Source organism: Amycolatopsis sp. lyj-112, from assembly GCF_046549055.1.
Taxonomy (GTDB): domain Bacteria; phylum Actinomycetota; class Actinomycetes; order Mycobacteriales; family Pseudonocardiaceae; genus Amycolatopsis.
On sequence record NZ_JAJPWS010000002.1, the window covers coordinates 789,873 to 815,417 of the forward strand.

27 protein-coding genes are annotated in these 25,545 nt (G+C 68.6%); 12 read left to right on the forward strand and 15 right to left on the reverse strand.

Features of this window, described 5'->3' with window-relative positions; genetic code table 11:
* The first annotated feature begins 36 nt into the window (after positions 1–36).
* The 4 genes from ACLJRL_RS10555 to ACLJRL_RS10570 all read left to right on the forward strand — a co-directional run bounded on the left by ACLJRL_RS10555 (position 37) and on the right by ACLJRL_RS10570 (position 5,103).
* Positions 37–1,770: a serine hydrolase gene (locus tag ACLJRL_RS10555; RefSeq protein ID WP_410656168.1), complete on the forward strand. Its 1,734-nt coding sequence runs from the start codon at positions 37–39 to the stop codon at positions 1,768–1,770.
* 237 nt (positions 1,771–2,007) lie between these two features.
* Positions 2,008–2,979 (forward strand): MurR/RpiR family transcriptional regulator, encoded by a 972-nt coding sequence (locus ACLJRL_RS10560; RefSeq protein WP_410655902.1) that lies wholly within the window; start codon positions 2,008–2,010, stop codon positions 2,977–2,979.
* Positions 2,980–2,996: 17 nt separating this feature from the next.
* Positions 2,997–3,926, forward strand: a complete 930-nt coding sequence (locus tag ACLJRL_RS10565; protein ID WP_410655903.1) for an N-acetylmuramic acid 6-phosphate etherase — start codon at positions 2,997–2,999, stop codon at positions 3,924–3,926.
* Between the two features lie 73 nt (positions 3,927–3,999).
* Entirely contained in the window at positions 4,000–5,103 is a 1,104-nt protein-coding gene (locus ACLJRL_RS10570; RefSeq protein ID WP_410655904.1) for a HoxN/HupN/NixA family nickel/cobalt transporter, read from the forward strand.
* A gap of 97 nt (positions 5,104–5,200) precedes the next feature.
* Here ACLJRL_RS10570 and ACLJRL_RS10575 read toward each other — a convergent pair whose 3' ends face one another.
* The gene (locus ACLJRL_RS10575; RefSeq protein ID WP_410655905.1) at positions 5,201–6,370 is read right to left on the reverse strand and encodes an MFS transporter; all 1,170 of its coding nucleotides are present in this window, start codon (positions 6,368–6,370) and stop codon (positions 5,201–5,203) included.
* Between the two features lie 51 nt (positions 6,371–6,421).
* Between ACLJRL_RS10575 and ACLJRL_RS10580 the strand changes: the two genes are divergently transcribed.
* The 3 genes from ACLJRL_RS10580 (at position 6,422) to ACLJRL_RS10590 (ending at position 8,699) form a co-directional block, all read left to right on the forward strand.
* The gene (locus tag ACLJRL_RS10580; RefSeq protein ID WP_410655906.1) at positions 6,422–6,727 is read left to right on the forward strand and encodes an ArsR/SmtB family transcription factor; all 306 of its coding nucleotides are present in this window, start codon (positions 6,422–6,424) and stop codon (positions 6,725–6,727) included.
* Positions 6,728–6,823: 96 nt separating this feature from the next.
* Entirely contained in the window at positions 6,824–8,098 is a 1,275-nt protein-coding gene (locus ACLJRL_RS10585; RefSeq protein WP_410655907.1) for a tannase/feruloyl esterase family alpha/beta hydrolase, read from the forward strand.
* A 16-nt stretch (positions 8,099–8,114) separates the two neighbouring features.
* Positions 8,115–8,699, forward strand: coding sequence for a nitroreductase family protein (locus ACLJRL_RS10590; RefSeq protein WP_410655908.1), 585 nt, complete (start codon positions 8,115–8,117; stop codon positions 8,697–8,699).
* On the opposite strand, the gene ACLJRL_RS10595 is transcribed toward ACLJRL_RS10590, so the two are convergent.
* From ACLJRL_RS10595 to ACLJRL_RS10615, 5 genes are all read right to left on the reverse strand, one after another.
* Positions 8,677–10,521 carry a helix-turn-helix domain-containing protein gene (locus ACLJRL_RS10595; protein WP_410655909.1) on the reverse strand — a complete coding sequence of 615 codons (1,845 nt, stop codon included), beginning with the start codon at positions 10,519–10,521 and terminating at the stop codon, positions 8,677–8,679. The genes ACLJRL_RS10590 and ACLJRL_RS10595 overlap by 23 nt on opposite strands.
* On the reverse strand, positions 10,518–11,834 hold the full coding sequence (locus ACLJRL_RS10600) for an MFS transporter (protein ID WP_410655910.1): 1,317 nt from the start codon (positions 11,832–11,834) through the stop codon (positions 10,518–10,520). Before ACLJRL_RS10600 ends, ACLJRL_RS10595 begins: the two co-directional genes overlap by 4 nt.
* A gap of 23 nt (positions 11,835–11,857) precedes the next feature.
* Entirely contained in the window at positions 11,858–12,616 is a 759-nt protein-coding gene (locus tag ACLJRL_RS10605; RefSeq protein ID WP_410655911.1) for a 3-hydroxybutyrate dehydrogenase, read from the reverse strand.
* A gap of 167 nt (positions 12,617–12,783) precedes the next feature.
* Positions 12,784–13,515 (reverse strand): oxidoreductase, encoded by a 732-nt coding sequence (locus ACLJRL_RS10610; RefSeq protein WP_410655912.1) that lies wholly within the window; start codon positions 13,513–13,515, stop codon positions 12,784–12,786.
* Positions 13,512–14,009, reverse strand: a complete 498-nt coding sequence (locus ACLJRL_RS10615; protein WP_410655913.1) for a phosphoribosyltransferase — start codon at positions 14,007–14,009, stop codon at positions 13,512–13,514. Before ACLJRL_RS10615 ends, ACLJRL_RS10610 begins: the two co-directional genes overlap by 4 nt.
* 114 nt (positions 14,010–14,123) lie before the next feature.
* On the opposite strand from ACLJRL_RS10615, the gene ACLJRL_RS10620 reads away from it, so the two are divergent.
* Together ACLJRL_RS10620 and acs are read left to right on the forward strand one after the other, a co-directional pair.
* The gene (locus ACLJRL_RS10620) at positions 14,124–14,702 is read left to right on the forward strand and encodes a GNAT family N-acetyltransferase (RefSeq protein ID WP_410655914.1); all 579 of its coding nucleotides are present in this window, start codon (positions 14,124–14,126) and stop codon (positions 14,700–14,702) included.
* Positions 14,703–14,802: 100 nt separating this feature from the next.
* Positions 14,803–16,773, forward strand: a complete 1,971-nt coding sequence (acs, locus tag ACLJRL_RS10625; protein WP_410655915.1) for an acetate--CoA ligase — start codon at positions 14,803–14,805, stop codon at positions 16,771–16,773.
* 69 nt (positions 16,774–16,842) lie between these two features.
* Here the strand turns inward: acs and ACLJRL_RS10630 are convergent, their stop codons facing one another.
* A complete protein-coding gene (locus tag ACLJRL_RS10630; protein WP_410655916.1) occupies positions 16,843–17,712 on the reverse strand; it encodes a GyrI-like domain-containing protein in 870 nt (289 codons plus the stop codon).
* A 167-nt stretch (positions 17,713–17,879) separates the two neighbouring features.
* On the opposite strand from ACLJRL_RS10630, the gene ACLJRL_RS10635 reads away from it, so the two are divergent.
* Complete coding sequence (locus tag ACLJRL_RS10635) at positions 17,880–18,386, forward strand: DUF6319 family protein (protein ID WP_410655917.1); 507 nt, start codon at positions 17,880–17,882, stop codon at positions 18,384–18,386.
* Between the two features lie 57 nt (positions 18,387–18,443).
* Here ACLJRL_RS10635 and ACLJRL_RS10640 read toward each other — a convergent pair whose 3' ends face one another.
* Both ACLJRL_RS10640 and ACLJRL_RS10645 read right to left on the reverse strand, forming a co-directional pair.
* Positions 18,444–18,779: a cupin domain-containing protein gene (locus tag ACLJRL_RS10640; protein ID WP_410655918.1), complete on the reverse strand. Its 336-nt coding sequence runs from the start codon at positions 18,777–18,779 to the stop codon at positions 18,444–18,446.
* Entirely contained in the window at positions 18,776–20,083 is a 1,308-nt protein-coding gene (locus ACLJRL_RS10645; protein WP_410655919.1) for an MFS transporter, read from the reverse strand. Before ACLJRL_RS10645 ends, ACLJRL_RS10640 begins: the two co-directional genes overlap by 4 nt.
* 108 nt (positions 20,084–20,191) lie before the next feature.
* Here ACLJRL_RS10645 and ACLJRL_RS10650 point away from each other — a divergent pair, with 108 nt between their 5' ends.
* Positions 20,192–20,872 (forward strand): DUF2848 domain-containing protein, encoded by a 681-nt coding sequence (locus ACLJRL_RS10650; protein ID WP_410655920.1) that lies wholly within the window; start codon positions 20,192–20,194, stop codon positions 20,870–20,872.
* Here the strand turns inward: ACLJRL_RS10650 and ACLJRL_RS10655 are convergent.
* A complete protein-coding gene (locus tag ACLJRL_RS10655; RefSeq protein ID WP_410655921.1) occupies positions 20,836–21,612 on the reverse strand; it encodes a tRNA(His) guanylyltransferase Thg1 family protein in 777 nt (258 codons plus the stop codon). The genes ACLJRL_RS10650 and ACLJRL_RS10655 overlap by 37 nt on opposite strands.
* A gap of 2 nt (positions 21,613–21,614) precedes the next feature.
* Positions 21,615–22,067, reverse strand: coding sequence for an AAA family ATPase (locus ACLJRL_RS10660; protein ID WP_410655922.1), 453 nt, complete (start codon positions 22,065–22,067; stop codon positions 21,615–21,617).
* A 113-nt stretch (positions 22,068–22,180) separates the two neighbouring features.
* On the opposite strand from ACLJRL_RS10660, the gene ACLJRL_RS10665 reads away from it, so the two are divergent.
* The gene (locus ACLJRL_RS10665) at positions 22,181–22,909 is read left to right on the forward strand and encodes a VIT family protein (protein ID WP_410655923.1); all 729 of its coding nucleotides are present in this window, start codon (positions 22,181–22,183) and stop codon (positions 22,907–22,909) included.
* A 39-nt stretch (positions 22,910–22,948) separates the two neighbouring features.
* On the opposite strand, the gene ACLJRL_RS10670 is transcribed toward ACLJRL_RS10665, so the two are convergent.
* The 4 genes from ACLJRL_RS10670 to ACLJRL_RS10685 are packed head-to-tail and all read right to left on the reverse strand — an operon-like array spanning position 22,949 to position 25,524.
* A complete protein-coding gene (locus tag ACLJRL_RS10670) occupies positions 22,949–23,770 on the reverse strand; it encodes a hypothetical protein (protein WP_410655924.1) in 822 nt (273 codons plus the stop codon).
* Entirely contained in the window at positions 23,757–24,920 is a 1,164-nt protein-coding gene (locus ACLJRL_RS10675; protein ID WP_410655925.1) for a hypothetical protein, read from the reverse strand. Before ACLJRL_RS10675 ends, ACLJRL_RS10670 begins: the two co-directional genes overlap by 14 nt.
* A 2-nt stretch (positions 24,921–24,922) precedes the next feature.
* Positions 24,923–25,210, reverse strand: a complete 288-nt coding sequence (locus tag ACLJRL_RS10680; protein WP_410655926.1) for a hypothetical protein — start codon at positions 25,208–25,210, stop codon at positions 24,923–24,925.
* Entirely contained in the window at positions 25,207–25,524 is a 318-nt protein-coding gene (locus ACLJRL_RS10685; RefSeq protein ID WP_410655927.1) for an SAV_915 family protein, read from the reverse strand. The genes ACLJRL_RS10680 and ACLJRL_RS10685 overlap by 4 nt, the downstream gene beginning before the upstream one ends.
* Between the last annotated feature and the right edge of the window lie 21 nt (positions 25,525–25,545).

A 25,545-nucleotide genomic window follows, 5' to 3' on the forward strand; every position in this document is an offset into this window, starting at 1 on the left:
CGTGCTAGGAAGATCCTGATCGCGGCTGTCTCCGTCATGGTCGCGGCGACCACGCTGTCGACGGCGGGAGCACAGGCGATTCCGGGTACCGAACAGCAGAACCGCGCGGCGGGCCGGTTCGACAAGCCGCGCGAGGGCTTCGCGCCCGCGTCCACGGTGCTCCGCAACGGGGCACCTTCCGACGTCGGGCTCGATCCGGCGCCCATCAAGGCGGCCGAGCGGTTCATCGAGAGCTGGACGAAGCCGGATTCCACCGGGCACCCGCACTTCTCCGGCGCTGTCGGCCTGCTCGCGCACGACGGGGTGATCGTCGAACGCCAGGCCGTCGGCGGCGCCGTCCGGTACGCCGACGCGAACGGCACCGAACTGCCACCCGAGCAGCAGGTCCCGATGCGCGCCGACACGATCTTCGACATGGCCTCGATCTCGAAGCTGTTCACCTCCATCGCGGTGATGCAGCTGGCCGAGGCGGGCAAGCTGGACGTCGCGGCGCCGGTGGTGCGGTACCTGCCGGAGTTCGGGGTCAACGGCAAGGAGGCCGTCACCGTCCAGCAGCTGCTGACCCACGTTTCGGGGTTCGCGGCCGCGCCGGTCCCGTCGCTGTGGGGCGGCTACCCGGACATCCCCTCGCGCCGCAAGGCCATCCTCGACAGCCCGTTGAAGAACGCGCCGGGCAGCACATACCTCTACTCGGACCTCAACCTGCTCACGCTCGGCCTCCTGGTCGAGAAACTGGCGGGAGCGCCGCTCGACAAGGTGGTCCAGGACCGGATCGCCGCCCCGCTGGGCCTGGCCGACACCGGGTACAACCCGCCGGCGTCGAAGCTCGGCAGGGTCGCGGCGACCGAATACTCGGTGAACCCGCCGCGAGGGCTGGTCCGCGGGCAGGTCCACGACGAGAACGCGTGGTCGCTGGGCGGCGTCGCCGGGCACGCGGGGGTGTTCTCCACGGCGCCCGACATGGCCGTGCTGGCGCAGGCTCTCCTCAACGGCGGCGCGTACCGCGGGCAGCGGATCCTGCGCCCGGAGACGGTGCGCTCGATGCTCACGAACTACAACCACAAATTCCCGGACGACTCCCACGGGCTCGGGTTCGAACTCGACCAGCCCTGGTACATGGGCGCGCTCGCCGGGACGTCGACCGCCGGGCACACCGGGTTCACCGGAACCTCGCTGGTGATCGACCCGCTCTCGAGGTCGTTCGCGATCCTGCTCACCAACCGCGTGCACCCGACGCGGAACTGGGGCTCGATCAACCTCGCCAGGGAGGCCTGGGCGAGCTCGCTCGCGAAGGCGATGGCGGTCCGCCCGGTACGCGGCCGGGACGCGTGGTTCAGCGGCGCCGGAGACGTCTCCACAGCCACGCTCACGACGCCGCCGTTGCGGACCCGTGGAGGCCCGCTGAAGGTCTCTTTCGACGCCTTCGTGGACACCGAGGGACCCAGTGATTCGCTCTTCTTGGAGACGAGCACCGACGGTGGAATCACCTGGAAAACGATTACTCTGCGTGCGAGCGGACCAGGTGCTCCCGCCGGGGACCTAGCGGGCCTAGGCGGCCACGGTCATCGGGCTTGGTGGCGGGCCGGCGCCGAGGTGTCGCAAAGCTCACAAATCACCCTCCGGTGGCGTTACACGACCGACGCTCGTTACACCGGACGCGGAATTTCTTTGGACAGTGTGAAAGTCACTGAACGCGGCCATTCACTGCTGGACGGTGAGCAAGACCCCGCCGCGTTTAGTGCGTCCGGGTGGAACTTGAGCGCTAGGTGACCACCCCGCTCCGCTGAGCTGACCAGAGTGCCCCGTTCACCGGGACACAGCCGCTTGCATCGCGACACTAAGTTGCCAAGTCGTTAGCTCGACCTCGTTAACGACCACGACCTGGTTAGCGACTTTCTGGTCAACGATTAATCGTAAATCGAATCCGCAGACACGGATAGGTTGCGATCTTCCTGAAGGGTGTGGGTAGCCTTGTCGCAAATGCCAACGGTTAGTAACTTTCCCACGGTGGGCGATACCGAATCTGTGATCGTGGCCGCACCGTCCAATGGCGTGCCGGTACAGCCGACACGAGACGCCGACGCGAGCCCGCTGGTCCGGATCCGCTCCCTCCTTCCCGGACTCGCCCGGGCCGAGCAGCGTGTCGCGAAGGTCGTCCTCGACGACCCCGCGAGGGTCGCGCGGCGCAGCATCACCGAGGTCGCACTCTCGGCGAACACGAGCGAAACGACGGTCACGCGGTTCTGCAAGGCGGTCGGGGTCGGCGGGTATCCGCAGCTCAGGATCGCCTTGGCGGCCGATACCGCCCGCACGGAGGCCCGGTCGAGCCGGAACCTCGGCGGCGAGATCGGCCCGGACGACGATCTGGCCGCGGTGATCAGCAAGGTCAGCTTCGCGGACGCTCGTGCCGTGGAGGAGACCGCCGAACAGCTCGACGTCCCGTCGCTACAGCGCGTGATCGACATGCTGGCCGGCGCGGGCCGTGTGGACGTCTACGGAGTGGGCGCCAGCGCGTTCGTCGCCGCGGACCTGCAGCAGAAGCTGCACCGCATCGGCCGGGTCAGCTTCGCGTGGTCCGACACGCACATCATGCTGACCTCGGCGGCCGTGCTGAGCCCCGGAGACGTCGCGATCGGCATCTCCCACACCGGGGCGACCACGGACACCGTCGAGGCCTTGCGGGTGGCCCGCGAGCACGGCGCGATCACCGTCGCGGTGACGAACTTCCCGCGGTCGCCGATCACCGAGGTCGCCGACCACGTGCTGACCACGGCCGCACGTGAGACGACGTTCCGTTCCGGTGCGACCGCCAGTCGCATCGCGCAGCTGACCGTCATCGACTGCCTGTTCATCGGTGTCGCGCAGCGGCACATGGACGCGTCGGTCAACGCACTCGACGCAACCAGGGACGCGGTTGGTTCGCACCGGATGGGCGTGCGGCCCGACGGCAGGCGACGGCCGCGGGAAACCGGCAAATGAGCGAAAAAGTGAGGCGCATGATGACCGTCCCACGCCAGGTGGTGCACGTCGATTCGCCAACCGAACAGCGCAATCCACGGACGACCGACATCGATCTGATGTCGACCATCGGCATCCTCGGCGCCATCAACGCCGAGGATCGCCGGGTCCCTGATGCCGTCGCCGCGGTTCTGCCGCAGGTGGCCAGGGCAGTCGATTTCGCCGTGGAAGCGCTGCGGTCGGGGCACCGCGTGCACTACTTCGGGGCCGGCACTTCCGGCCGGCTGGCCACCTTGGACGCGGCGGAGCTCGTGCCGACGTTCAACGTGCCGTCCGACTGGTTCATCGCGCATCACGCGGGCGGCGAGCGCGCACTGCGCCAAGCCGTCGAAGACGCCGAGGACAACGCGAAGGCCGGAGCCGCCGAAGTGGCCGAGGCCGTCGCACCCGGCGACTTCGTGCTCGGGCTGACGGCTTCCGGCCGGACGCCCTTCGTGCTCGGCGCGCTGGCCGCGGCCAGCCGTCTCGGCGCCCGCACCGCCCTGGTTTCGGGCAACCCGGCCGCGGTGACCCCGCCCGGGGTCGACGTCCTCATCGCCGTGGACACCGGCCCCGAAGCGATCGCCGGGTCGACGCGGATGAAGGCGGGCACGGCGCAGAAGATCATCCTCACCGCGTTCTCCACGGCGACGATGATCAAGCTCGGCCGGACGTACTCGAACCTGATGGTGAGCATGCGCGCGACCAACGCGAAGCTGCGCGGACGCACCATCCGGATCCTGCGCGAGGCCACCGGGATGAGCATGGCGGACTGTTCCGACGCGCTCACCGAGGCCGAGGGCGACCTGAAGGTCGCGCTGGTCCACCTGTTGTCCGGCGAGGACGTCACCAACGCCGCGAAGGCACTCGTGACCAGCGACGGGCACGTACGCAAGGCTCTCGACTCCCTGCGGGTGCGCGCGAGCTGAAATATCGCTGATTGCCCATCACCTGCTCATCTGCTTAGGCTCTCAGGTATTCGGACTGAGAGGTCGGGTGGTCATGAGCACCGGCGGACAGCCCCGTTCATCCCGACGCCTCGCCCTCACGCGACGCGAACGGGCGTCCGTCGCCGGGATGGCCGGATTCATCCTGCTGCTCAACGTCGTGGGCTGGGGGGTCCTGACGCTTTTCGTGGCGCCGCGCCAATATGAGCTCGGCGCCACGGGCATGTTCGGGATCGGGCTCGGCGTCACCGCGTTCGTGCTCGGCATGCGGCACGCCTTCGACGCGGACCACATCGCGGCGATCGACAACACCACCCGGAAGCTGATGGCCGAAGGACAGCGCCCGCTTTCGGTGGGTTTCTGGTTCTCCCTCGGACATTCGACGATCGTCTTCGTCCTGTGCCTGTTGCTGTCGCTCGGCGTCCGCGCGCTCGCGGGAGCCGTCGAGGACGACTCGTCTGCGCTGCACGAGGCGACCGGGCTGATCGGGACGTCCGTGTCGGCGGTGTTCCTGTACCTCATCGGGATCATGAACCTGGTGGTGCTGCTCGGCATCATCAAGGTGTTCCGGCGGATGCGGCACGGCGATTTCGACGAAGCGGCGCTGGAGCGGCAACTCGACAACCGCGGCTTCATGAACCGGCTGCTGCGGGGTGCCACGAAGGCCGTGCGCAAGCCGTGGCACATCTACCCGATCGGCGTGCTGTTCGGCCTCGGCTTCGACACGGCGACCGAGGTCAGCCTGCTGGTGCTCGCCGGCGGCGCGGCCGCGTTCTCCCTGCCCTGGTACGCGATTCTCGTGCTGCCGATCCTGTTCGCGGCGGGGATGTCGCTGTTCGACACCGCCGACGGATGCTTCATGAACTACGCGTACGGCTGGGCCTTCGCGAAGCCGGTGCGGAAGATCTACTACAACCTCACCGTGACCGCGCTGTCCGTCGCGGTCGCGCTGATCATCGGGACGATCGAGCTGATCTCGATCCTCACCGAACGGCTCAGCATTACCACCGGGCCGCTCGCGGCCATCGGAAGCCTGAGTCTGGACTACGTCGGCTACGCGGTCGTGGCGCTCTTCGTGGTTACGTGGATCCTCGCGCTCCTCGTCTGGCGCTTCGGCCGAATCGAGGAGCGCTGGTCGGCTCAGCTCTCCGCCAAGTAACTCCCTGACCTGCTAAAAGAGAGCAAGGGACCTTTGCTACCGCTTACTTAGCGTGCCTAAACAAGCGGCACTAAAGGTCCCTTGCTCTCACTTTTGGTCAGGCGGGCTGGGCCACCGAAGTACGCGAAGAAAGCGCTAGCGCGAAGGCGAGTAGAGCGACGAAGGCGGCGACGGGTCCGATCCACCCCACACCGGCCGTCGACAGGACGACTCCGCCCAGCGCGGCCCCGAGCGCACCGCCGCCGTAGATCGCGGAACCGTTGAGCCCCAGGGCGACCGTCGGCGCGTCGGGCGCCAGTGAGAACAGCCGGTGCTGCTGCGGCACCATGAGCATCCCGCCGAACGCCCCGGAAGCCAGCGCGAGGACGAGAGATCCGGGCAGGCTCAGCACGGCGAGGTCCAGCAGCGCGAACGTCACCACGGTTCCGGCGAGCGAAATCGAGCGGACGCGGCTGGAGCCGAGCGAGTCGGTGGCCCTGCCCGCGAAGGCGTTGCCCGCGATCTGCCCGACCCCGAAACCGACGAGCAGCCAAGAGATCGTCGCGCCCGCGGCCACGGGAGCGACGAGCACTGGCAGGTACACGAAGGCCGCGAAGCCCGCAGCCGTGCCGAGGACGCTCACGCCCAGCACGCGCGCGATCGGCGGCCGCACGATGACGGCGAGCCGTTCGCGCAGGCCCGCCGACGGGACCCGGACCGCGGGCAGCGCCGGCACGAGCAGCGCGACGACCACCGCCACCGCACCGATCCCCCACATCACCGTCCGCCAGCCGAACCAGTTCCCGGCGAGCACCCCGATCGGCACGCCGAGCACCATCGACACGCTCATCCCGGCGGCGACGGTCGCGAGCGCGCGGCCACGCCGCTCGTCCGAAGCCAGCGCACCGGCGAGGACGTAGGCGTTGGACTGGAACGCGGCGGCGCCGAGCGCGGCCAGCACTCGCGCGACGGCGACCACGGCGAACGACTCGCCGACAGCCTGGCCTGCCATGCCGAGGGTGAACAACAGCATCCCGGCGCCGAGTACCCAGCGCCGATCCAGCTTTCCGGTGAAGGCCGCGATGAGCGGCGAAGAAACCGCGTAGGTCACCGCGAAGACCGTGGTCAACTGGCCCGCGGCGGCTTCGGAGACCCGCAGGTCGGCGGCGATGGTGGGCAGCAGCCCGTTCAAGACGAATGCGTCGGTGCCGACGGTGAAAGTCCCGACGGCGAGTACCAGCAGAGCCCCCAGAGCGAGCCGATCATTTGATGATCGTCGAATCGTCATGAGAGGTATGATGGCCGGACTCTTTGATGACTGTCAAACTATTGGAGAGAAGTGAGCAGCACGTTGCCGCAACCGGCGACCACGGAGATCGAGATCGTGCCGGTGCTTCAGGCCTTGGCGGATCCCGTGCGCCTGGAGCTGATCCGTGCCCTGCGAAGCAATCCTTCGCCGCGAAGCTGCGCTATCACCGAGTACGACGTCGAGATCAGCGCGCCGACGCTCTCCCACCACTGGAAGGTCCTGCGCGAGGCCGGCCTCACGACGACGTTCGTCGAAGGCCGGACGCGCTGGGTTGAGCTACGGACCGACGACGTCCACGCCCGCTTCCCGGGACTGTTGGACGCCGTTCTCGCCTGACCGCCGGTTCCCCCGTGGACGACCACCACAGCGGGTACGCGTTTTGTGTGGTCGCACCAGGTACCGATCGACGCCGGACCTGCTTACCGTCGGCCGATGCGGCTCACCTTGGTCCTCGCGATGATGCTGGCCCTGATAACACCCGCCGAAGCGGCGGCGAGTGGATGCACGAACGTGCGCGTCCCCGGCGCCGCGAAACAACAACTGTCCTGCTTGGACGATCTGACCACCACCGGCACGCTCGCCACCGGGCATACCGTCCAGGCCGACTGGGCCGGGCTGACGTCGGCCGGTTTCCCTGTCCCCCAAGGCGTTCCCGGTATCCAGATCGACGGCTACTTCCCGGACACTTCGACGTCCAACACCGCGCACGGCTGGAATCACGACGCGCAGTTCGTGCTGCGCCTGCCCGACCGCTGGAACGGCGGCCTCGTGGTCTCGGGCTCGCCCGGCGTGCGCCGGCAGTACGCGAACGACCGCGCCATCGGCGACCAGGTCCTCGCCGCGGGCTACGCGTTCGCCGCCACCGACAAGGGCAACACCGGCGCCACCTTCTCCGAGGACGGACGTCGCCCCGGCGACGCGCTCGCCGAGTGGAACTCCCGGGTCACCCAGCTGACGATCGCCGCGAAGGCCGCGGCGGCGCACCGCTACGGCCGTCCGCCGAACCGGACGCTCGCCGCCGGGATGTCGAACGGCGGGTACCTCGTCCGCTGGCAACTCGAGAACCGGCCATGGCTCTACGACGGCGGGATCGACTGGGAGGGCACGCTCTGGCACGAAGACGGGCCGAACCTGTTCACCTTCCTGCCGCCCGCGATCAAGGCCTACCCGGACTACGCCGCCGGTTCCGCGGAAGCGCACAAGGCGATCCTCGACGCGGGATTCGCGCCGGGTTCGGAATTCCTGTGGCCGTACCACAACCAGGTCTACTGGGAGCTGACCCAGCACATCTACCAGGCCGAATTCGATCCGTCGTTCACCGGCCCGGGCTACGACTACGCGGCTCGTCCGCCGGCGGTCCACCGTGCCGTCGAACGGATCTCGCTGACCGGCCGGATCGGGAAACCGCTGATCACCTTGCACGGCACCCTCGACACGCTCCTGCCGATCACCCGCGATTCCGATGTCTACCAGCGGATGATCGCCGCCCAGGGCCGCGCCGGTCTGCAGCGGTACTTCCGGATCGTGGACGGCAACCATGTCGACGGTCTTTATGACGCCTATCCCGACAAGCTGCGGCCCCTCGGTCCTTGTTTCCAGACGGCGTTCACCACGATGGAAGGCTGGCTCGACGGCGTCCGTCCGCCTGCCTCGGCGACGATTCCGCGTGCGGCGGGCGATCTCGCGACCACTTGCGCGCTCCGATGAGCACTAGGCTGGTCAGATGGAATTCCAGGACGTCGTACGACGCCGTCGCATGGTCCGGAAGTTCACCGACGAACCCGTCGCCGACGAGAGCCTGCAGCGCATTCTGCGCAACGCGCTGCGTGGCCCTTCAGCGGGTTTCTCCCAGGGACAAGGGTTTCTCGTCCTCACCGGCGAAGAACTCCGGCGATTCTGGGAGTTCGCGGCGAGCTGGGCACCCGGAACGGTGACGACGGCGCCGGTCGCGATCGTGCCGCTCTCGGTCAAGAACGCCTACCTCGATCGCTATGCCAAGCCCGACAAGGGTTTCGCCCAAGGAGACGACTCCTGGTGGCGCGTGCCGTACTGGGACGTCGACACCGGGATGGCGACCATGCTGATCCTCCAGACCGCGGTGGACGAAGGTCTCGGCGCCGTGTTCTTCGGGCTCGCCCCGGAAAGCGTGGAACTCCTCCACACCGAATTCGGGGTACCGGGCGATCACGACCCGATCGGTGTCATCGCCCTCGGGCACAGCGACGAACCCGGCCCGTCACCCGGATCTTCGGCGACGAAGATCGCGCGCCGGGACTTCTCCGAGGTCATTCGTTTCGGTCACTGGTGAGGCGGTGGAGCCTGAGCGCGAGCTGGAGTTCCAGCGCGCGCTCGGGCGACTGCCACTCCTCGCCCAGCAGCGACGCGATGCGGTCCAGCCGCTGAACGACGGTGTTGACGTGCACGTGGAGCAGGTCCTTGGCCCGCGTCAGGTTGCCGCCGCAGGAGAAATACGCGCGCAGTGTGCCGATCAGATCCGTGCCGCGCCGCTCGTCGTAGTCGAGCACCGGCCCGATCGTGGCCGTCACGTACGCGGCGAGATCGGCGTGCTCGCCTAAAAGCAGCCCGACGAACCCGAGATCGGCCATGCTCGCGCCCTCGCCGACCCGCCCAAGTGCCAGCAGCGACGCGACACAGCGCGCGGCTTCGGCATGCGCCTCGGCGAGCGCCCGCGGGGACGCCGCCGGACCGGCCGCGCCGACCGTCACCGCACAGTCCATTGTGGACGTCAGTTCGGCCACGACCGTACGTGCCAGCACACCGGGATCGCCACCCTTGACCAGCAGGACGACCTCGTCGGCGTGGACACCGACGAGATCGGCGTGGCGCACGGCGGCCGCGGCCAGCCGTCGCCGCGAGACATCGTCGGAGTGCGCGACCAAGATCGCATGCGGTGTCGACAAATCGACCCCCAGGCGCCGGGCTCTCGCCAGCAGCGCGGCCGGATTGCGGCCCGGCGCGGTGAGCAGATCCGAGAGCAGCTCCCCGCGGACCTCGTCCTCCGCCCGCGCGACGGACCTCCGCTGCATCAGCAGGACCGCGGTCACCACGCCGGCCCGCTCGAACAGCCGCCGGTCCGCCTCGCCGAGCGAGGGGCCGCCGCTCAGCACCAGACTGCCCAGGAACTCCTGCCCCGCCTGGACCGCGCAGACCCAGCCGTCCTTAGTGGACACCGCACGCCCGCTCGTCCGGGACGCCGAGACCGCGGCTCGCGAGAGACGTAGCTCCCCTTCGGTCCCGGCCAGGGCGGCGCCGTCGGCGTCGTAGACGGTGATTCCGCCGCCGAGCACGCCCGCGACCGCGGCGGCCACTTCGGCCAGGTCACCGCCGCGCAGCACCAGATCCATCAGCCGGTCGTGCGCGTCCTCCGCGCGGCGCATCGCCTCGTTGTGCGCGCTGATCGTCGCGTTGGCGCCGTTCAGCTCGGCGACCGCGCGGCGCGTCTCGTCGAGCAGATGCGCGTTGTCCAGGGCGATCGCGGCGTGGTCGGCCAGCGACGAAAGCAGCGCGACCTCTTCCGGGCTGAACTCCCTGGCGCCCCGGTCCGAGGCGAACAGCACCCCGATGACCTTGCTGCCGATCGCCAGCGGCACCCCGAGGATCGCGGTCAGGCCTTCGTCCAGCACGCCGGTGTCGATCGGCGAGGTGTGGTGGAATCGCTCGTCGTGGAAGTAGTCGGCCGTCGCGTACGGCCGCGCGGTCTGCGCGACCAGCCCGCCGAGCCCTTCCCCCATCCCCAGCACGATGTCCTGGAAGAGCGCGGAAACCGATCCGTCGGTGACCCGGATGTAGGTCTTGCCCGCGGCCTCGTCGTTGAGGCTGAGGTAGGAGACGTCCACGCCGAGCAGCGCCCGCGCCCGGCGCACGATCGACCGCAGGACGGCGTCCGGATCGTCGAGCCGCGCGAGGTCGCTGGCGGTGTCGAACAACGCCGCCAGCTCGGCCTCGCGACGCCGGTGCTCGGCGACGGTGTCCCGGATCCGCAGCGCCAGCTCAGTCGCCTTCGGATCGGCCGGGACATGCGCCAGCTGCTCACTGCCCGCCCCGGAGGCGAGCAGTTCGAGCAGCCGGCGCAACGCCCTGGCGGTTTCGGAACCGTCCACAACGGTCATGCTGACACGTGCGTGCGCTCCGTGAGAACTTCGGAGTGGAGGGATTCACCCTTGGTCTCACGGGCGGCGAGCAACGCGATGACGGTCAGCACACACATCGAGACGACGTAGAGCGAGACCGGGACCGTGCTGCCGAACTCCTTGAACAACGCGACCGCGATGAGCGGCGCCACCGCGCCGGCCGCGATCGACGACAGCTGCCCGCCGACCGAGAGGCCGGTGTAGCGCACCCGCGTCGGGAACTGTTCGGAGAAGAACGCGGCCTGCGGGCCGTACATCGCGCCGTGCAGGACCAGCCCGATGGTCGCCGCGAGGATGATGAGGCCCGGGTTCTTCGTGTTGAGCATCGCGAAGAACGCGAAACTCCACAGCGCCATGCCGATCGCGCCGAAGAGGTACACCGGCCGGCGTCCGATCCGGTCGGAAAGGATGCCCCACAAGGGAATCGTCAAGAAATGCACGGCCGAGCCGATGAGCACCGCGTTGAGTCCCACCGATTTCGGCAGGCTCAGCCCGGTGGTGACGTAAACGAGGATGAACGCGGTGATCACGTAGTACGAGACGTTCTCCGCCATCCGCGAGCCGATCGTGATCAGCACCGCGCGCCAGTGGTTCCGGAACACCTCGACGACCGGCGCATGCTCGGGCTTGCTCTTCTCCTGCGCCGCCAGGAAAACAGGCGATTCGCTGACCGCGAGCCGGATCCACAGCCCGATCACCACGAGGACACCGGAAAGCAGGAACGGCACCCGCCAGCCCCAGCTCAGGAACGCCTCGTCCGACTGTGTCGCGGCGAGGATCGCCAGGACCGCCGTCGCGAGCAGGTTCCCGCCCGGTGCGCCGCACTGCGGCCACGACGCCCAGAACCCGCGGCGTTTGTCGTCACCGTGTTCGGAGACGATCAGCACCGCGCCGCCCCATTCGCCACCGAGCGCGAAACCCTGCACCAGGCGCAGGAGCGTCAGCAGGATCGGCGCCAGGACACCGACACTGGCGTACGTCGGGAGGATGCCCATCGCGCAGGTCGAGCCGCCCATCAGCAGCAGGCTCAGCACCAGCAGCTTCTTGCGGCCGACCCGGTCGCCGAAGTGGCCGAACACCAGCCCGCCGATGGGCCGCGCGAGGAAACCGACGGCGTAGGTGAGGAAGGCCAGCAGCGTGCCGGTCAACGGATCGTTGGTGGGAAAGAACAATTTGCCGAACACCAGCGCTGCGGCGGAGGTGTAGAGGAAGAAGTCGTACCACTCGATCGTCGTTCCGATGAGACTGGCGCTGACGACCTTCGCGATCGAGCCACGGTTCTGCGTGGTCACCGGGGACTTCCTTTCTTGGGGGTTCACGCGGCGGTCCAGCCGCCGTCGAGGGGGAGGGAGGTTCCGGTGATGTGGGCGGCGGGCTCGCCGCACAGCCACAGCACGCACGCGGCGACGTCGGCGGGTTCGATCAGCCGCTTGATCGCCGAACGGCGCAGCAGGACCTGTTCGATGACGGCGTCGGGTTCGAGGCCGTGTTCTTCGGCCTGCGCCTGAAGCTGGCCGGTGACCAGCGGGGTCCGGACGTAGCCGGGGTTGACGCAGTTGCTGGTCACGCCGTGCTCCGCGCCTTCGAGCGCGGTGACCTTGGAGAGGCCTTCGAGTGCGTGCTTCGCGGTGACGTACGCGGATTTGTACGGGCTCGCGCGGAGTCCGTGGACGCTCGACATGTTGACGACGCGGCCCCAGCTGCGGTGGTACATCTGCGGGAGCGCGCGGCGGATCAGCAGGAACGGCGCGGTGACCATGAGCGCCTGGATCCGGGTGAACGTCTCGGGCGGGAACTCGTGGATCGGCGCGACATGCTGGAAACCGGCGTTGTTGACGAGGATGTCGATCTCGGCCGGGAGCGTTTCGATGGCCTGGGCATCGGTGAGGTCGACGACGTGCGCGATGCCGTTGACGTCGGCCGCCGCCTTCTCGACGGCCTCGTCGACGTCGACGAGGTGGACCTTCGCCCCGGCTTCGGCGAGCGCCTCGGCGCAGGCCAGGCCGATACCGCTCGCCGCGCCCGTGACCAGCGCGGACTTACCGGCGAGCTCGCTGTGATACGCACCACTCATGCCCGACGACGTTAGGTCGCTCTGGGCACTTAAGCCATGTGGCTACGCGCCACACCTGCTCAAGATCCCGTGTGCGCGCTCCACACCCGCCTACCTCTTCGCGTTTCGTCCTCTAGTTGCGGTACTTGCGCGTGCAAGTACCGCAACTAGAGGACGAAACGCGGGGTTTAGCCGGCCGCGTCCGAGATCGACTTCGCCTCACGAGCGCCCGCCTCGAAGGCTTCGCACGAGAAGAGCAGCCACGCCCGGATACCCTCCGGTGTCCCGGTGACGAACCCCTCGGCCGCCTCGAGGTACTTGGGCACGCGCCGGAAGTACGCGACCTCGGGCACCGTCAGCGCCTTCGGGTCGAGCCCCGTCGCCACCGCCGACAACCGGGCCGCCGCCCGCGCGACGACTCCGTCCGCGGAGCCGAAAGGCCGCAGTGCCAACAGTTCCCCGTGCACGACGGCGGTCAGCACCGGACCGGGGACCGACGTCGCGCCGGTGATCAGTTGCGCCAGCATCTCCAGCCGCGGCCCGACATCGCCGGACGCCCGAGGCCGTCCCAGCGCATCGACATCGGTCACCAGATCCGACGCGGCGAGAAGGTGCAGGCGCGCCAACGCCTGCAGCGGCGCGCGGCGCCAGGTCGGGAGCAGGCTCTCCAGTGTTTCGGCGACGCGCAGCGCCCCGGCCAGCACCGGATCGGTCACCTCGCCGGATTCCGGCAGTTCGGGCGCGGCGCCCTCGATCCCGGCCGACGCCCGCGCCGACCGGACCGACGCTTCGGCGGCCGTCGCCGCGCCGCCACGCAGGTTCGCGGGCAGCCGGTGGACGGCGAACACCGCGTCCTGGGCCGATTTCGCGGCCGCCGCGACGCCTTCGAGGTCCAGCAGCGGCTTCAGCGGATCCGTCATGCGTCCAGCACCTGGCCCGCGCGCCGCACCACCGGGTCTTGCACCGACCACGGGAAGTTGATCCACAGATCCGTGTGCTTCCAGACGTACTCGCATTTGACCTCGGACCGCGGCTTTTCGTAGACGACCGCGCAACGCACCTCGGCGACGTGGTCGGCGCAGAAGTCGCGGACCAGTTTCAGGGTGGCGCCGGTGTCCGCGACGTCGTCGGCGACGAGCACCTTCTTCTTCGTCAGGTCGACGACGTTCGGCACCGGCGGCAGCATCACCGGCAGGTCGAGGCGCTGGTCGACGCCGGTGTAGAACTCGACGTTCATCACGTGCAGGTTCTTCACGTCGAGCGCGTAGCCGAGCGCGCCGGCGACGAACAGCCCGCCGCGCGCGATCGACAGGACGAGGTCCGGCTCGAACCCGTCGTCCGCGACGGCCTGCGCCAGGTCCCTGCCGGCCGTTCCGAACAACTCCCAGGTGAGCTCTTCCCGCTCCTCGGCCATGCGCCCTCGCCTTCTCGATCGTTCCCGCGAGCATAGGCAACCGCTCAGTGGCCTTCTCAAATGCTTCGAAACTGGATATCCAGCAAGGCCATTTCCGGTCGTAGCGTCAAGATCGTGACTGACTGGAACGACCACGCGACCTTGACCGGCGAGCGCGTCCGCCTCGAACCGCTCACCCGTGACCACGCCAAGGGCCTGTTCGAAGCCGGCTCCGACCCGGCGATCTGGACGTGGCTGAGCCTGCGGCAGCCGCGGGACCTCGCCGCGGCCGAAGCGATGGTCGACGGCATCCTCGCCGACCCGGACCGCCGCGCCTGGGCGCAGATCGACGCGCACAGCGGCGAGGTCGCCGGCACGACGTCGTTCTACGCGATGAACGCGCGCCACCAGATCCTTTCCGTCGGCCACACCTGGATCGGCACCGCGTGGCAGCGCACCGGACTCAACCACGAGTCGAAACTCTTGTTGCTGCGCCACGCTTTCGACGACCTCGGCGCGAATCGTGTCGCGTGGGAGACCGACATCCGCAATCTCCGCTCGCAGCGCGCGATCGAACGCCTCGGCGCGCAACGGGAAGGCGTGCTGCGCGCGCACCGCGTCCGGCCCGACGGAACCGTCCGCGACACCGTCCTCTACTCCCTGACCGGACCTGAATGGCCCGCGGTCCGTACCGCTTTGTCCTCAAGCGTGTGAATGCCGCGCGCAACCACGGTGCAACCTTTTACTTCGCGTCGTAACGTCGATAGCGTGCCAACGGGCGTGAAGACACGTGAATCACAGGAGGCATCGCACCATGACCGAGCAGTCGCCGGCACTGGACAATTTGCTCACGGAGAGCAGGACCTTCCCGCCGAGTGAGGCCTTCAGCGCGCAAGCGAATGCCACCGCCGACTTCTACGCCGAAGCCGACGCCGACCGGGAAGCGTTCTGGGCCAAGCAGGCCGAGCGCCTTCACTGGGAAACGAAGTGGTCGCAGGTATTGGACTGGACCAATGCACCGGTCGCGAAATGGTTCGTGGGCGGGAAGCTGAACGTCGCCTACAACTGCGTCGACCGCCACGTCGCCGACGGGTACGGAGACCAGGTCGCGATCCACTGGGTCGGCGAGCCCGGCGACGGCCGGGACATCACCTACGCCCAGCTTAAGGACGAGGTTTCCCAGGCGGCGAACGCCTTCGAGTCGCTCGGCCTCGCCGCGGGCGACCGCGTCGCCATCCAGATGCCGATGGTCCCCGAAGCGATCGTCGCGATGCTCGCGTGCGCCCGCATCGGCGTCCTGCACAGTGTCGTGTTCGGTGGTTTTTCCCCGACCGCACTGCGTTCTCGTGTGGATGACCAGGCGGCGAAGGTCGTCATCACCACCGACGGCCAGTACCGCCGCGGCAAGGCCGCCCCGATGAAGGTCAACGTCGACGAAGCGCTCGAAGGCGCCGAGTCGGTCGAGAAGATCATCGTCGTCCGCCGCACGGGCGACGAGGTGCCCATCACCGAAGGCCGCGACATCTGGTGGCACGAACTGGTCGGCGCCCAGTCCACCGAGCACGCGCCCGAGGCCTTCGACTCCGAGCACCCGCTCTTCATCCTCTACACCTCCGGCACCACCGGTAAGCCGAAGGGCATTCTGCACACCTCCGGTGGCTACCTGACGCAGGCGGCGTACACGCACCACAACGTCTTCGACCACAAGGCCGGCGAAGACGTCTACTGGTGCACCGCCGACATCGGCTGGATCACCGGGCACACCTACATCGTGTACGGGCCGCTGGCGAACCGGACGACGCAGGTCGTCTACGAAGGCACGCCGAACACCCCGCACGAGGGCCGCCACTGGGAGATCGTCCAGCAGCACAAGGTCTCCATCTACTACACCGCGCCCACGTTGATCCGCACGTTCATGAAGTGGGGCAACGAGATCCCGGAGAAGTACGACCTCTCCTCACTGCGCGTGCTGGGCAGCGTCGGCGAGCCGATCAACCCCGAGGCGTGGATCTGGTACCGCGAAAACGTCGGCGCGAACTCCGCGCCGATCGTCGACACCTGGTGGCAGACCGAGACCGGCGGGATCATGATCTCGCCGCTGCCGGGCGTCACCTCCACGAAGCCGGGTTCGGCACAGAAGACGCTGCCGGGTATCTCGGCGAAGGTCGTCGACGACCAGGGCGTCGAGGTCGGCAAGGGCGGCGGCGGATACCTCGTCCTCGACAAGCCGTGGCCGGGGATGCTGCGCGGCATCTGGGGCGACGAGGCGCGTTTCCGCGAGACCTACTGGTCGCGCTGCGAAAGCCAGGGCTACTACTTCGCCGGCGACGGCGCGAAGTACGACGCCGACGGCGACATCTGGCTCCTGGGCCGCGTCGACGACGTCATGAACGTGTCCGGGCACCGCATCTCGACCACCGAGGTCGAGTCGGCGCTGGTCTCGCACCCGACCGTGGCCGAGGCCGCCGTCGTCGGCGCGACCGACGCGACCACCGGACAGGGCATCGTCGCGTTCGTCATCCTCCGCGGCAACGCGGTGGACGGCGGCGAAAAGGCCGTGCAGGAACTGCGCAACCACGTCGCCAAGGAGATCGGGCCGATCGCGAAGCCGCGGCAGATCCTGGTCGTGCAGGAACTGCCGAAGACCCGCTCCGGCAAGATCATGCGCCGCCTGCTGCGCGACGTCGCCGAGAACCGCCAGGTCGGCGACGTCACCACGCTGGCCGACTCGTCGGTGATGGACCTGATCTCTTCGGGTCTGAAGTCCGGCAAGTCCGAGGAGTAGCCCCCGAGCGCGCTATGAACGGCCCGTTACTTGCAAATTTTGCAAGTAACGGGCCGTTCATAGCATCGGTCAGGCGGGTTCGACGGGCAGCCACAGCTCACAGGTGGCGGTCGTGAAGTCGTCCGCGTGCTCCAGGATCGTGATGATCGACGGTCCCGGCCGCAGCCGCCACGGGTTGGACGGGAACCACTCGGTCGCCGTCGCCGCCCACGCCGTCTGCAGGGCTTGCGGATGCGGCCCGGCGGTGCGGAAGACCGCCCACCGGCCGGCCGTGACCTCGATGGCGTCGAGGTCGTCGGGCGCCGGTGTGCTCCCGGAGACGGCGACGCCGTGCAGATAGGTCAGTTCGGTGCCCTCGGCGCTGTCGGGGCCGAGGGCGTCGGTGACCTGCAGCAGGCCTGGCGGCTCGGTGTCGCCGAGGGCCTTCAGCCGGACGTGCTCCTCCGCCGGCAGCGCGGCGATGTGCCGCTGGATATGCGGGTTGCCGCCCTCGTGGATGAGCGGGACCCGGGCCGCGTGCCCGACGAGGCGGAACGCGGGACGGTCGGCGATGCGGGTGTCCATCGGGATACTCCCTTCGACGCTCAGGCGGAACCTGAGCTGCGGTTGTGTGCGAAGGGGGCCTCCGTCGCGGCGGACGTCACCCGGACCGGCGCCGTGGACGGCCCGGAACGCCCGTCCGAACGCCTCTGTCGAGCCGTAGCCGTGCCGGACGGCGATGCTCAGCAGATCGTCCTCGCCCCGCACGACGTCCGCGGCGGCGACGGTCATGCGGCGACGGCGCACGTACTCCGAAAGCGGCATGCCCGCCAGCGACGAGAACATCCGGCGCAGGTGGTACTCGGTGGTGCCGAGCGCCCTGGCCGTGCCGCTGACGTCGAGTTCTTCGGTGAGGTGCCGCTCGACGAGATCGACGAGCCCGTTGAGTGCCGAGATCATGAGGCCTCCTTTCGACGTCGACCTTGACCGAAGGCGGCCCACCCGCGCCCGACCTTGGCGATCCGATCCGATCATGCGCGTACCACACCCCGGTTCGCGCCAGTCGAACGCCTGTTCTAGGATGTGCCCGGTACCACCCCCCACCCGGGCAAGGAGCGACACCGACGATGACCGTGGATGCCTTGACACGCACTGACGCCGTGTCCGAAGAAGCGGCTACTGAAGCGCCCGTCGACTCGACGCCGCAGGCAGAGACCACCGAGACCCCGGCCGAAGCCTCGGCCGAGACCCCCGAGGGCGAGCCCAAGCCGGAGACCCCCGCCGAGACCCCAGCCTCTGAAAGCGCGGTGGACTCTCCCAAGCCGAAGCGCGGCCGCCCGAAGGTCGCCACCACGGCCAAGAAGACCCGCACCGTCGAGCTGACGCTCACGGTCACCGGCACCGCCGACGGCGAGTGGCAGGCCGAGCTCAAGAACGGCAGCAAGTGGGTCACGAAGGGCCTGGAGATCCCGGCCGCCGCCGTGTCCCGTGCGGCCAAGGAGCTGCACGCGGACCTGTCCGGCCCGATCGACGAGGTCATCAACGCCGCCCGTGAGCTGCAGGCCGCGAAGGTCGCCCAGCTCGAGGCCGAGCTGGAGAAGGCGAAGCTGGCGCTGGCCGAGCTGGACGCCTAGATCTTTCCTCCCGACCGGGGCGGACGCTGGTTCTTTCAGTGTCCGCCCCGGTTTCTTTTACTCTCCGATCGGCGGCCGCCGCGGCAGCGGGGTCTTGAACTCGACCCATCGACTGTCCACAATGGCCTCGACGCTGTGCGGGATTCCGCGAGGATGGACGATCGTCTCGCCCACCTCGAGTGTGACGGCCCGCCCGTCGAGTGTGCCGCGCAGCGAACCCGAGATCAGGTACACGATGCTGTCGTGATCGTGGCTGTGCACCGGAGAAGCGACACCGGCCGGGTAGAAGATCTCGTACGCGAGACCGCCTTCCGCTCTGGCGAGCGACCGGAACCGGCCCTGCCCGCCGACCAGCGGCAGACCCTCCACCGTCGACATCGACGTCCAGGTCATCGCGCCGCCTCCAGCGCGGCGGCCTCCTCCTCGCGGTCCGGGTCACGGGCGAGCACGACGCCGATGATGCTCACGACCGCCGTCGCGAGCAGGTAGACGCCGATCGCGAGCCAGGTGCCGTAGCCGGCCAGCAACGCGGTCAGCAGCAGCGGCGCGGGCGCCCCGCCGATGACCCCGGCGAGGGTGTACGCGAGCGAGCTGCCGGTGTAGCGCAGGCGCGGCGAGAACTGCTCGGTGACGAGCGCCGCCTGCGGGCCGTACAGCGCGGCGTGGATGACGAGCGCGAGCACGATGCCGGTCACCAGCATGAGGAACGAACCGCCGCTGACCATCGGGAAGAACACGAACGGCCAGATCCCGGCGGCGATGGTGGCGAAGAGATACATCTTGCGCCGCGACACCCGGTCCGACAGCGCGCCGAACAGCGGCATCAGCACCAGCTGGAACGCCGATCCGATCATCACCGCGGCCAGCCCGGCCCCGCGCGAGAGATCGGTGTGCGTGGTGACGTAGGTGAGGACGAAGACGGTGAACAGCGCGTACAGCACGTCCGGGCAGACGCGGATCAGCACGGCCGCGACCAGCGCGCGGCGTTCGGTGCGGAAGACCTCGGAGATCGGCGCCGACGAGCGTTCGCCGCTTTCCTGGATCTTCTTGAAGACCGGGGTCTCCTCCAGCTTCAGGCGGATCCACAGGCCGAAGACGACCAGCACGCCGGAGAGCAGGAACGCGATCCGCCAGCCCCAGCTGTTGAACTGGGCCTCGGTGAGCAGCGCGGCCAGGACGGCGAGGACGCCGTTCGCGAGCAGGTTGCCCGCGGGCGGGCCGATCTGCGCGGCCGACGCCCAGAACCCGCGTTTGGCGGGATCGCCGAACTCACTCGACAGCAGGACGGCGCCACCCCATTCGCCGCCGATGCCGACACCTTGCGCGAACCGCAGCGCCACGAGCATGACGGCCGCGAAGCCGCCGATGCTCTCGTAGGTGGGCAGGACACCGATGAGGAACGTCGCGACCCCGGTGAGCACGAGCGTCATGACCAGGATGCGTTTGCGGCCGAGCTTGTCACCGAGCCTGCCGAACACGAATCCGCCGATCGGGCGGGCAAGGTAGCCGACGGCGTAGGTCGAGAAGGCCGCCATCGTGCTCGCGAGCTGGTCTTCCGAAGGGAAGAAGAGCTGCCCGAAGATCGTCGCGGCCGCGACGGAGTAAGCGGCGAAGTCGTACCACTCGAGAGCGGTTCCCGAGAGGCTGGCGGCGAAAGCCTTGTGCAACGAGCGCCGGTCACCGGCTGGTGAGGTCATGTCCACATCCCGTCCGTTCGAGGTCCTCAACCCCGCCGGGAGGGGTTGAATTGCGGATATACTCCTTGTATACAAGCTGTATGCGCAACCCCCAATCTCGGAGGAACGATGTCTGAGCTGCGATTCACCCTTCCCGACGGCCAGGAGCGGCGGACCGAGGTCCACACGCTGCTGAACGCCGGATACGCCGGTCGCAGCCAGGAAGACGTGGCCGCCCACGTGGCGGAACTGGCCGAACTCGGCGTCCCCGCGCCCTCGGTGATCCCGGCGCTCTACCCCGTCGCGCCGTACCTGGCGAGCCAGGCCGGCGAGGTCCCCGTCCAGCACGAGCGGACCTCCGGTGAGGCGGAGTGGGCCCTCGTCATCACCGGCCCCGAACCCGAGGACGTCCTCCTGACCGCCGCCTGCGACCACACCGACCGCGCGCTCGAAGCGCACGGTGTCGCGTGGAGCAAGAACGCCGGCCCCGACGTCCTCGCGGCCAAGGCCTGGCGCCTCGTCGACGTCCAGGACCGCCTCGACGACCTCACGCTCTCCGCCTGGGCCGGGGAAACCCTGATCCAGCAAGGAAAACTCGCGGAACTGCTGCCGCCGTCATACTGGCTGGACGTGCTGCGCGAACGCGGCCTGCACGCGCCGGGCACCGTGCTGATCTCGGGGACGATCCCGATGGTGCACGGCGTCGACCAGTTCGCCGATTCCTGGCGCGTGGAACTGGGCGACCCGGCCACTGGCGAGACGATCGAACTCGCCTACAACGTGCGGCGGCTGCCCGAACCGATCGGCTGAAGCAGGCCGCCGAGGAAGGCGCGGTAGGCGTCCTTCATCGGCAACTCGCGCTCGACGCGAACGCGGCGGCGGGTCGCGGAGACCTCGGCCTTCCGTACCGGGTCGAATCCGGTGCGCTCAAAGGACTCCCAATAGAGCCCGACGCCGCGTCGCTGCCAGGCGGGCAGTTCGGTGAAGTTGACCCCGTGCGCGAAGAGCAGGTCGTTCTTGTCCGCGACACTGGCACCTTCCAGGGCCTTCCCGGCCGCACTCGCCGATTTCCCCGCTTTTCGCAGCGTCCAATAGCACCAGCCGTTGAGCGCGCACCGCGTCGCGTCCGCCTGACGCCAGGAGAAGTAGTCGAGGACGTCCTCCGCCGTCGTACCGAGCCAGACCCGGCTGTCGAAGTGCGCGGGCACCCCGGCCGCGTGCGTGAACGCGGCCGACGCGACCCCCGCGGAGATCGACACGAGCTTCTCGACACCGCGACCGAACCAGTCGGAGGCGGGATCGAGCAAGAGGGAGATCTCGTCGCTTTCGGTGTAGACGTACGGCGCGGCGAACTCGGTCATCAACGCCTGCGCCGTCTCGACCATGAGGTCACCGAAGCGTGGATCGAACGGCTTCTCGAAACGCGCTTCGGTGAACTTGGAGAAACTCCGGCCGTCGACCCGGAGCACCGTCCACGAACCCGGCGGCACGGTCAGGCCGTGAAACCACTCGCGCTCACGTTGCCGCGCCTCGAAACCGCCCGCCTCCACGCCTACCCCCGTTCCACGACGAATCCGCCCTCGCCATCGAAACCGACGGTGTACAGCTCGTCGAAACCGTCTTCGGCGCCAGGTCGCCTCAACCGCTTGAGAGTCGCATACAGACCGACCTCCAGCACCCGGGTTTTCCCTTTCCTGAGCGCGTTGCGATCCAGCGACCCGGCGGGATCGGGCGGAAACCAGTAGCCGGCGACGCTCGCGCCGTGCTGCCTGGCGACCTCGATCAGCGGCGCCCACTCCTCGGGCGACGGGTTCGTGTTGTCCACGACCACCGAAAGGCCGTCCTCGAGTGCCTCCGCGAGCATCCGGAGTTGCCGGGCCTGCCGTCGCTTGGCGTTGGGGAAGGTGTCCTTGCTGACGTGGACGTGCGTGCTCGCGAACTCCCGGCGGAAGAACGTCGTCTTCCCGGACGCCTGGAGCCCGATCAGGATCACCACTTCGGCCACATCCGACAACTTAGCCGACAAGTCAGGTAAGGCAATAATCAATAAGGATTGCCTGCGTTGACCGAGAACATTTCCCGCTCGCCGGATTCCGTTTCCCGTGTTTCACTGAAACGGTGACCGAAACCGTCCCGGCTGAATCGACGTCGCATCCCCACGAACCCCACGGGAACCTCGGCGGCAAGCTGAACCGGCTGCGCGCCGGGGTTCTCGGCGCCAACGACGGGATCGTGTCGGTGGCCGGCATCGTGGTCGGCGTCGCGGGCGCGACCACCGACTCCACCACGATCGCGACGGCGGGAATCGCGGGACTGGTCGCCGGCGCCCTTTCCATGGCGGGTGGCGAATACGTCTCGGTGAGCACGCAACGCGATACCGAACGCGCGCAGTTACGGCTGGAAAAGCAGGAACTGAAAGAGATGCCCGAGGCCGAAGAACGGGAACTCGCGGAGATCTACGAGGACAAGGGCCTTTCCGCGGATCTCGCCGCCGACGTCGCGCGCGAACTCACCGAGAAGGACGCGCTGCAGGCGCACGCGGAGGCCGAACTCGGCATCGATCCGGGCAATCTGACCAGCCCGTGGCAGGCGGCGTGGGCATCGCTGGTGGCGTTCACCGTCGGCGCCCTGCTCCCACTGCTGTCGATCGTGTGGACGCCGACCTCGGCGCGGGTCTGGGCGTGCGCCTCGGCCGTCGTGGTCGGACTGGTGCTCACCGGGTTCGTCAGCGCGAAACTCGGCGACGCCCGGCGCGGCCGCGCGATCGCGCGCAACGTCGGTGTCGGCGCGCTGACGATGGTGGTGACGTACTTCGTGGGCGTGCTGTTCGGAACGAGCGTCGGTTAGCGGGGTCGTGAGTGATTCGGGTCGTTAGAACGACCCGAATCACTCACGACCGAACCGGCGCAGAGAAGTCTCGGTACCCAGTTCCGTCCGAGCGGCCGGGTTCTCCACGTAGAACCGCACCAGCTGGTAGACGACGTTCGGATCCAGCGCGAACGACGTCGTGTCGATCTCGATCATCGGCGCGGGCGGCAGCTTGTCCAGCTTCCAGACCCCGCCGAACTGCCGTTTGTCCCAGGGCGCGTTGGTGTAGGCGATCACCAGCACTTCGGGCGTTCCGTTGTACGCGGCCTTCGCCCCGGCGAACGCCTCCCACGGCAGGAACGACGAAAAAGCCCGCCCGCGCTGGAAAATACCCTGTTGCGCCAGGACGACCCGGCCGCGCCGCAACCGGCCGGACAGCACGAACACGATAAAACTGAGGAAGAACAGGGTGGCGATTCCCAGCAGCGCCGCCCCGATCGGTGCCGCCGGGACGTCGTCCCCCGCGGTCAGGAAGTCCCACACGCCCAGCGCGCAGAGGGCCGTGACGCAGACCATCAGCAGCGTCAGAATCGCGAAGGCCGCCTGCGAGTACCGGATCTCGGTGGCGGGCCGGCCTTCGTACGTCGTGATCGCGATGTCCGCCTGGCGGTGCCCCGGGCTGATCCTGGTCACCAGCCCGTACGCCGCCGTCAGCAGGAACAACGCCGCGAAAAGCAGGGCGTACTTGAGCCCGGCAGGCTTGCCGATCGCGACGAAACCGAATCCCACGGGCACACACGCGATTCCGATGAGGACGACGAAGACCAGCGCCACCTTGTACTTGGCGCCGTCGCCGGGAGGCCATTCCGCCGGCCGGCCGTTCGGGTCAGAAGATGGCATCCCACGCGTCCTTGGCCAGTCCGCCGATGGCCTTGCCCGCATCGCCCACAGCTTCGGCCCCGTCCTCGATCGCTCCGCCCACGTCGCCGATCCCGTTCGTCCACAGGGAATCGACCATGCCCGACGCGAATACACCTACCACAGCACCGCCGATGGCACCGACCGCCGTTCCGACGATGGGCACCGGGATCAGCGTGCCGATCGCCGCGCCGGCGGCCACCGAAGCACCGAAACCGACACCGCCGGAAACGATCGCCTGCGCGGCGGGTTTGCCGTTCGCGATGTCGTAGGCGACACCGGCGACGGCCAGGGCGCCGCCCGCCCGCAGCCCCCATTTGCCCGCGTTCACATCGCTGTTCTTCGCCGCCGCGGCGACGTCGTCCGCTTGGTAGGCGGCGGCGCGGCCGAGGTCGAAGTCGCGGTAGATCTGGGACGCGGGGCTTCCGGCGGGCGCGGTTCGCGCGCGCTCGAGGAACTTGGCGGATTCTTCGGAAAGGAATTTCGCCTGCTTGCCGAGAATCGACGAATGTTTGGCGGCGAGCGTCCCGGCGGCGCCGCTGGTGAGGTCGCCGACCACGAGGAACCACTTCTGCGTGACGTCCTGCCAGACGTTCTTCAGGGTGTCGCCCGCGAGCTTCGCGATATGACTCGCGGCGTCGGACTCGGTTTTCGCCTTGTTGTAGGCGGTGACCTTGGCCGCGTGGGCGCTCGCCGCGGTGACGGCGTCGTTGTGCGACTTGACCGCTTCCGGTGTCGCGGCCTCGCCGGTGGGCGCCGCGCCGGGAGCCGACGGCCCGCTGCCCGGATCCTCGATGACGTCGCCGTTCACCGTGAGCCCGGCGCCGGCCGCGCGTTCCCGGACCTTGCGCATGTCCTCCTGGGCGCGCTGCAGATCGGCGGCGTAGGTGTCGAAGTTCTGTGCGGCCGTTTTCGCGGCGGCCGACAGCTGGTCGGTCTTTTCGGCGCCGGTGGTCATCTTGCCGCTGAAGGCGTCGCCGCCCTCGCCGCCCCATCCGGCGTTCGCGCTGTTCCGGGCGTTGTAGATCTGCGTCGCCGCGTCCGAAACGCTTTTCGCGAGCGAGTCCCGCAGCCAGTGGCCCGCCCCGCGGACGCTTTCCGGATTTCCCGCGATCTTGGTGTCGATCCCCATGGTCAGCGCCCCCCGGCCGCTTTCTGTACGTCTTCACCCGCGGCGTGGTCCTGCTCGCGGTAGCCCTTGTTCGCCGTGGCGACGTCGTCACCGGCGCCTGCCGCGCCGAGCACGAGCGCGCTGGCGTTCTCCACGAAATGCGCGAGGATCCCGGTGACCGCGGGCGTGCCGTCACCCGCGTCCGGAGTCCCGGGAACGGAGTTCCCCAGTGTGTCCACATCGGAACTCGCGTTGCGAAGCGTGCTGGCGATTCCGTCGAGGACGTCGTGATCGACCTTCGGCCCGGTCACGCCGCCCCCTCCTGACGCTTCTCTTCGGGAATGACGACGTCGAGCAGCAGAAGCTGAAAGGGCTGCGCCTTCTGCAACGCGTCGAGTCCCGGCGTGGGCATGACGATCCACGGCTGGTGGGCGCCGCAGCAGTCGTACAGGCGATCGAGCGCCGAATAGGCGAGAAGCGCGACACGGCCGTCTCTCGTCGTTCGCATGGCGACCCGGGCCTGCGCGGCGTCGGCCACCGCTTCCACGCAGGGCAGGTAGACGACCGGCGGGAATTCCCGCGGGATCGGCTTGCCTTCTGGCTGTGCGTCTTCGGGAGTGGTCATTTTGTCAACCCTGTTGGTCCG

Bases quoted from the DNA above. Each gene is read 5' to 3' on its own strand.
- ACLJRL_RS10615 (WP_410655913.1), bottom strand. From the start codon at position 14,009: ATGGCCGAGGAGCGGGAAGAGCTCACCTGGGAGTTGTTCGGAACGGCC.
- ACLJRL_RS10630 (WP_410655916.1), bottom strand. From the start codon at position 17,712: ATGATCTCGGCACTCAACGGGCTCGTCGATCTCGTCGAGCGGCACCTC.
- acs (WP_410655915.1), top strand. From the start codon at position 14,803: ATGACCGAGCAGTCGCCGGCACTGGACAATTTGCTCACGGAGAGCAGG.
- ACLJRL_RS10645 (WP_410655919.1), bottom strand. From the start codon at position 20,083: ATGACCTCACCAGCCGGTGACCGGCGCTCGTTGCACAAGGCTTTCGCC.
- ACLJRL_RS10685 (WP_410655927.1), bottom strand. From the start codon at position 25,524: ATGACCACTCCCGAAGACGCACAGCCAGAAGGCAAGCCGATCCCGCGG.
- ACLJRL_RS10670 (WP_410655924.1), bottom strand. From the start codon at position 23,770: ATGCCATCTTCTGACCCGAACGGCCGGCCGGCGGAATGGCCTCCCGGC.
- ACLJRL_RS10610 (WP_410655912.1), bottom strand. From the start codon at position 13,515: ATGACGGATCCGCTGAAGCCGCTGCTGGACCTCGAAGGCGTCGCGGCG.
- ACLJRL_RS10575 (WP_410655905.1), bottom strand. From the start codon at position 6,370: ATGACGATTCGACGATCATCAAATGATCGGCTCGCTCTGGGGGCTCTG.
- ACLJRL_RS10635 (WP_410655917.1), top strand. From the start codon at position 17,880: ATGACCGTGGATGCCTTGACACGCACTGACGCCGTGTCCGAAGAAGCG.
- ACLJRL_RS10585 (WP_410655907.1), top strand. From the start codon at position 6,824: ATGCGGCTCACCTTGGTCCTCGCGATGATGCTGGCCCTGATAACACCC.
- ACLJRL_RS10590 (WP_410655908.1), top strand. From the start codon at position 8,115: ATGGAATTCCAGGACGTCGTACGACGCCGTCGCATGGTCCGGAAGTTC.
- ACLJRL_RS10595 (WP_410655909.1), bottom strand. From the start codon at position 10,521: ATGACCGTTGTGGACGGTTCCGAAACCGCCAGGGCGTTGCGCCGGCTG.
- ACLJRL_RS10565 (WP_410655903.1), top strand. From the start codon at position 2,997: ATGATGACCGTCCCACGCCAGGTGGTGCACGTCGATTCGCCAACCGAA.
- ACLJRL_RS10675 (WP_410655925.1), bottom strand. From the start codon at position 24,920: ATGGGGATCGACACCAAGATCGCGGGAAATCCGGAAAGCGTCCGCGGG.
- ACLJRL_RS10640 (WP_410655918.1), bottom strand. From the start codon at position 18,779: ATGACCTGGACGTCGATGTCGACGGTGGAGGGTCTGCCGCTGGTCGGC.
- ACLJRL_RS10570 (WP_410655904.1), top strand. From the start codon at position 4,000: ATGAGCACCGGCGGACAGCCCCGTTCATCCCGACGCCTCGCCCTCACG.
- ACLJRL_RS10555 (WP_410656168.1), top strand. From the start codon at position 37: ATGGTCGCGGCGACCACGCTGTCGACGGCGGGAGCACAGGCGATTCCG.
- ACLJRL_RS10605 (WP_410655911.1), bottom strand. From the start codon at position 12,616: ATGAGTGGTGCGTATCACAGCGAGCTCGCCGGTAAGTCCGCGCTGGTC.
- ACLJRL_RS10650 (WP_410655920.1), top strand. From the start codon at position 20,192: ATGTCTGAGCTGCGATTCACCCTTCCCGACGGCCAGGAGCGGCGGACC.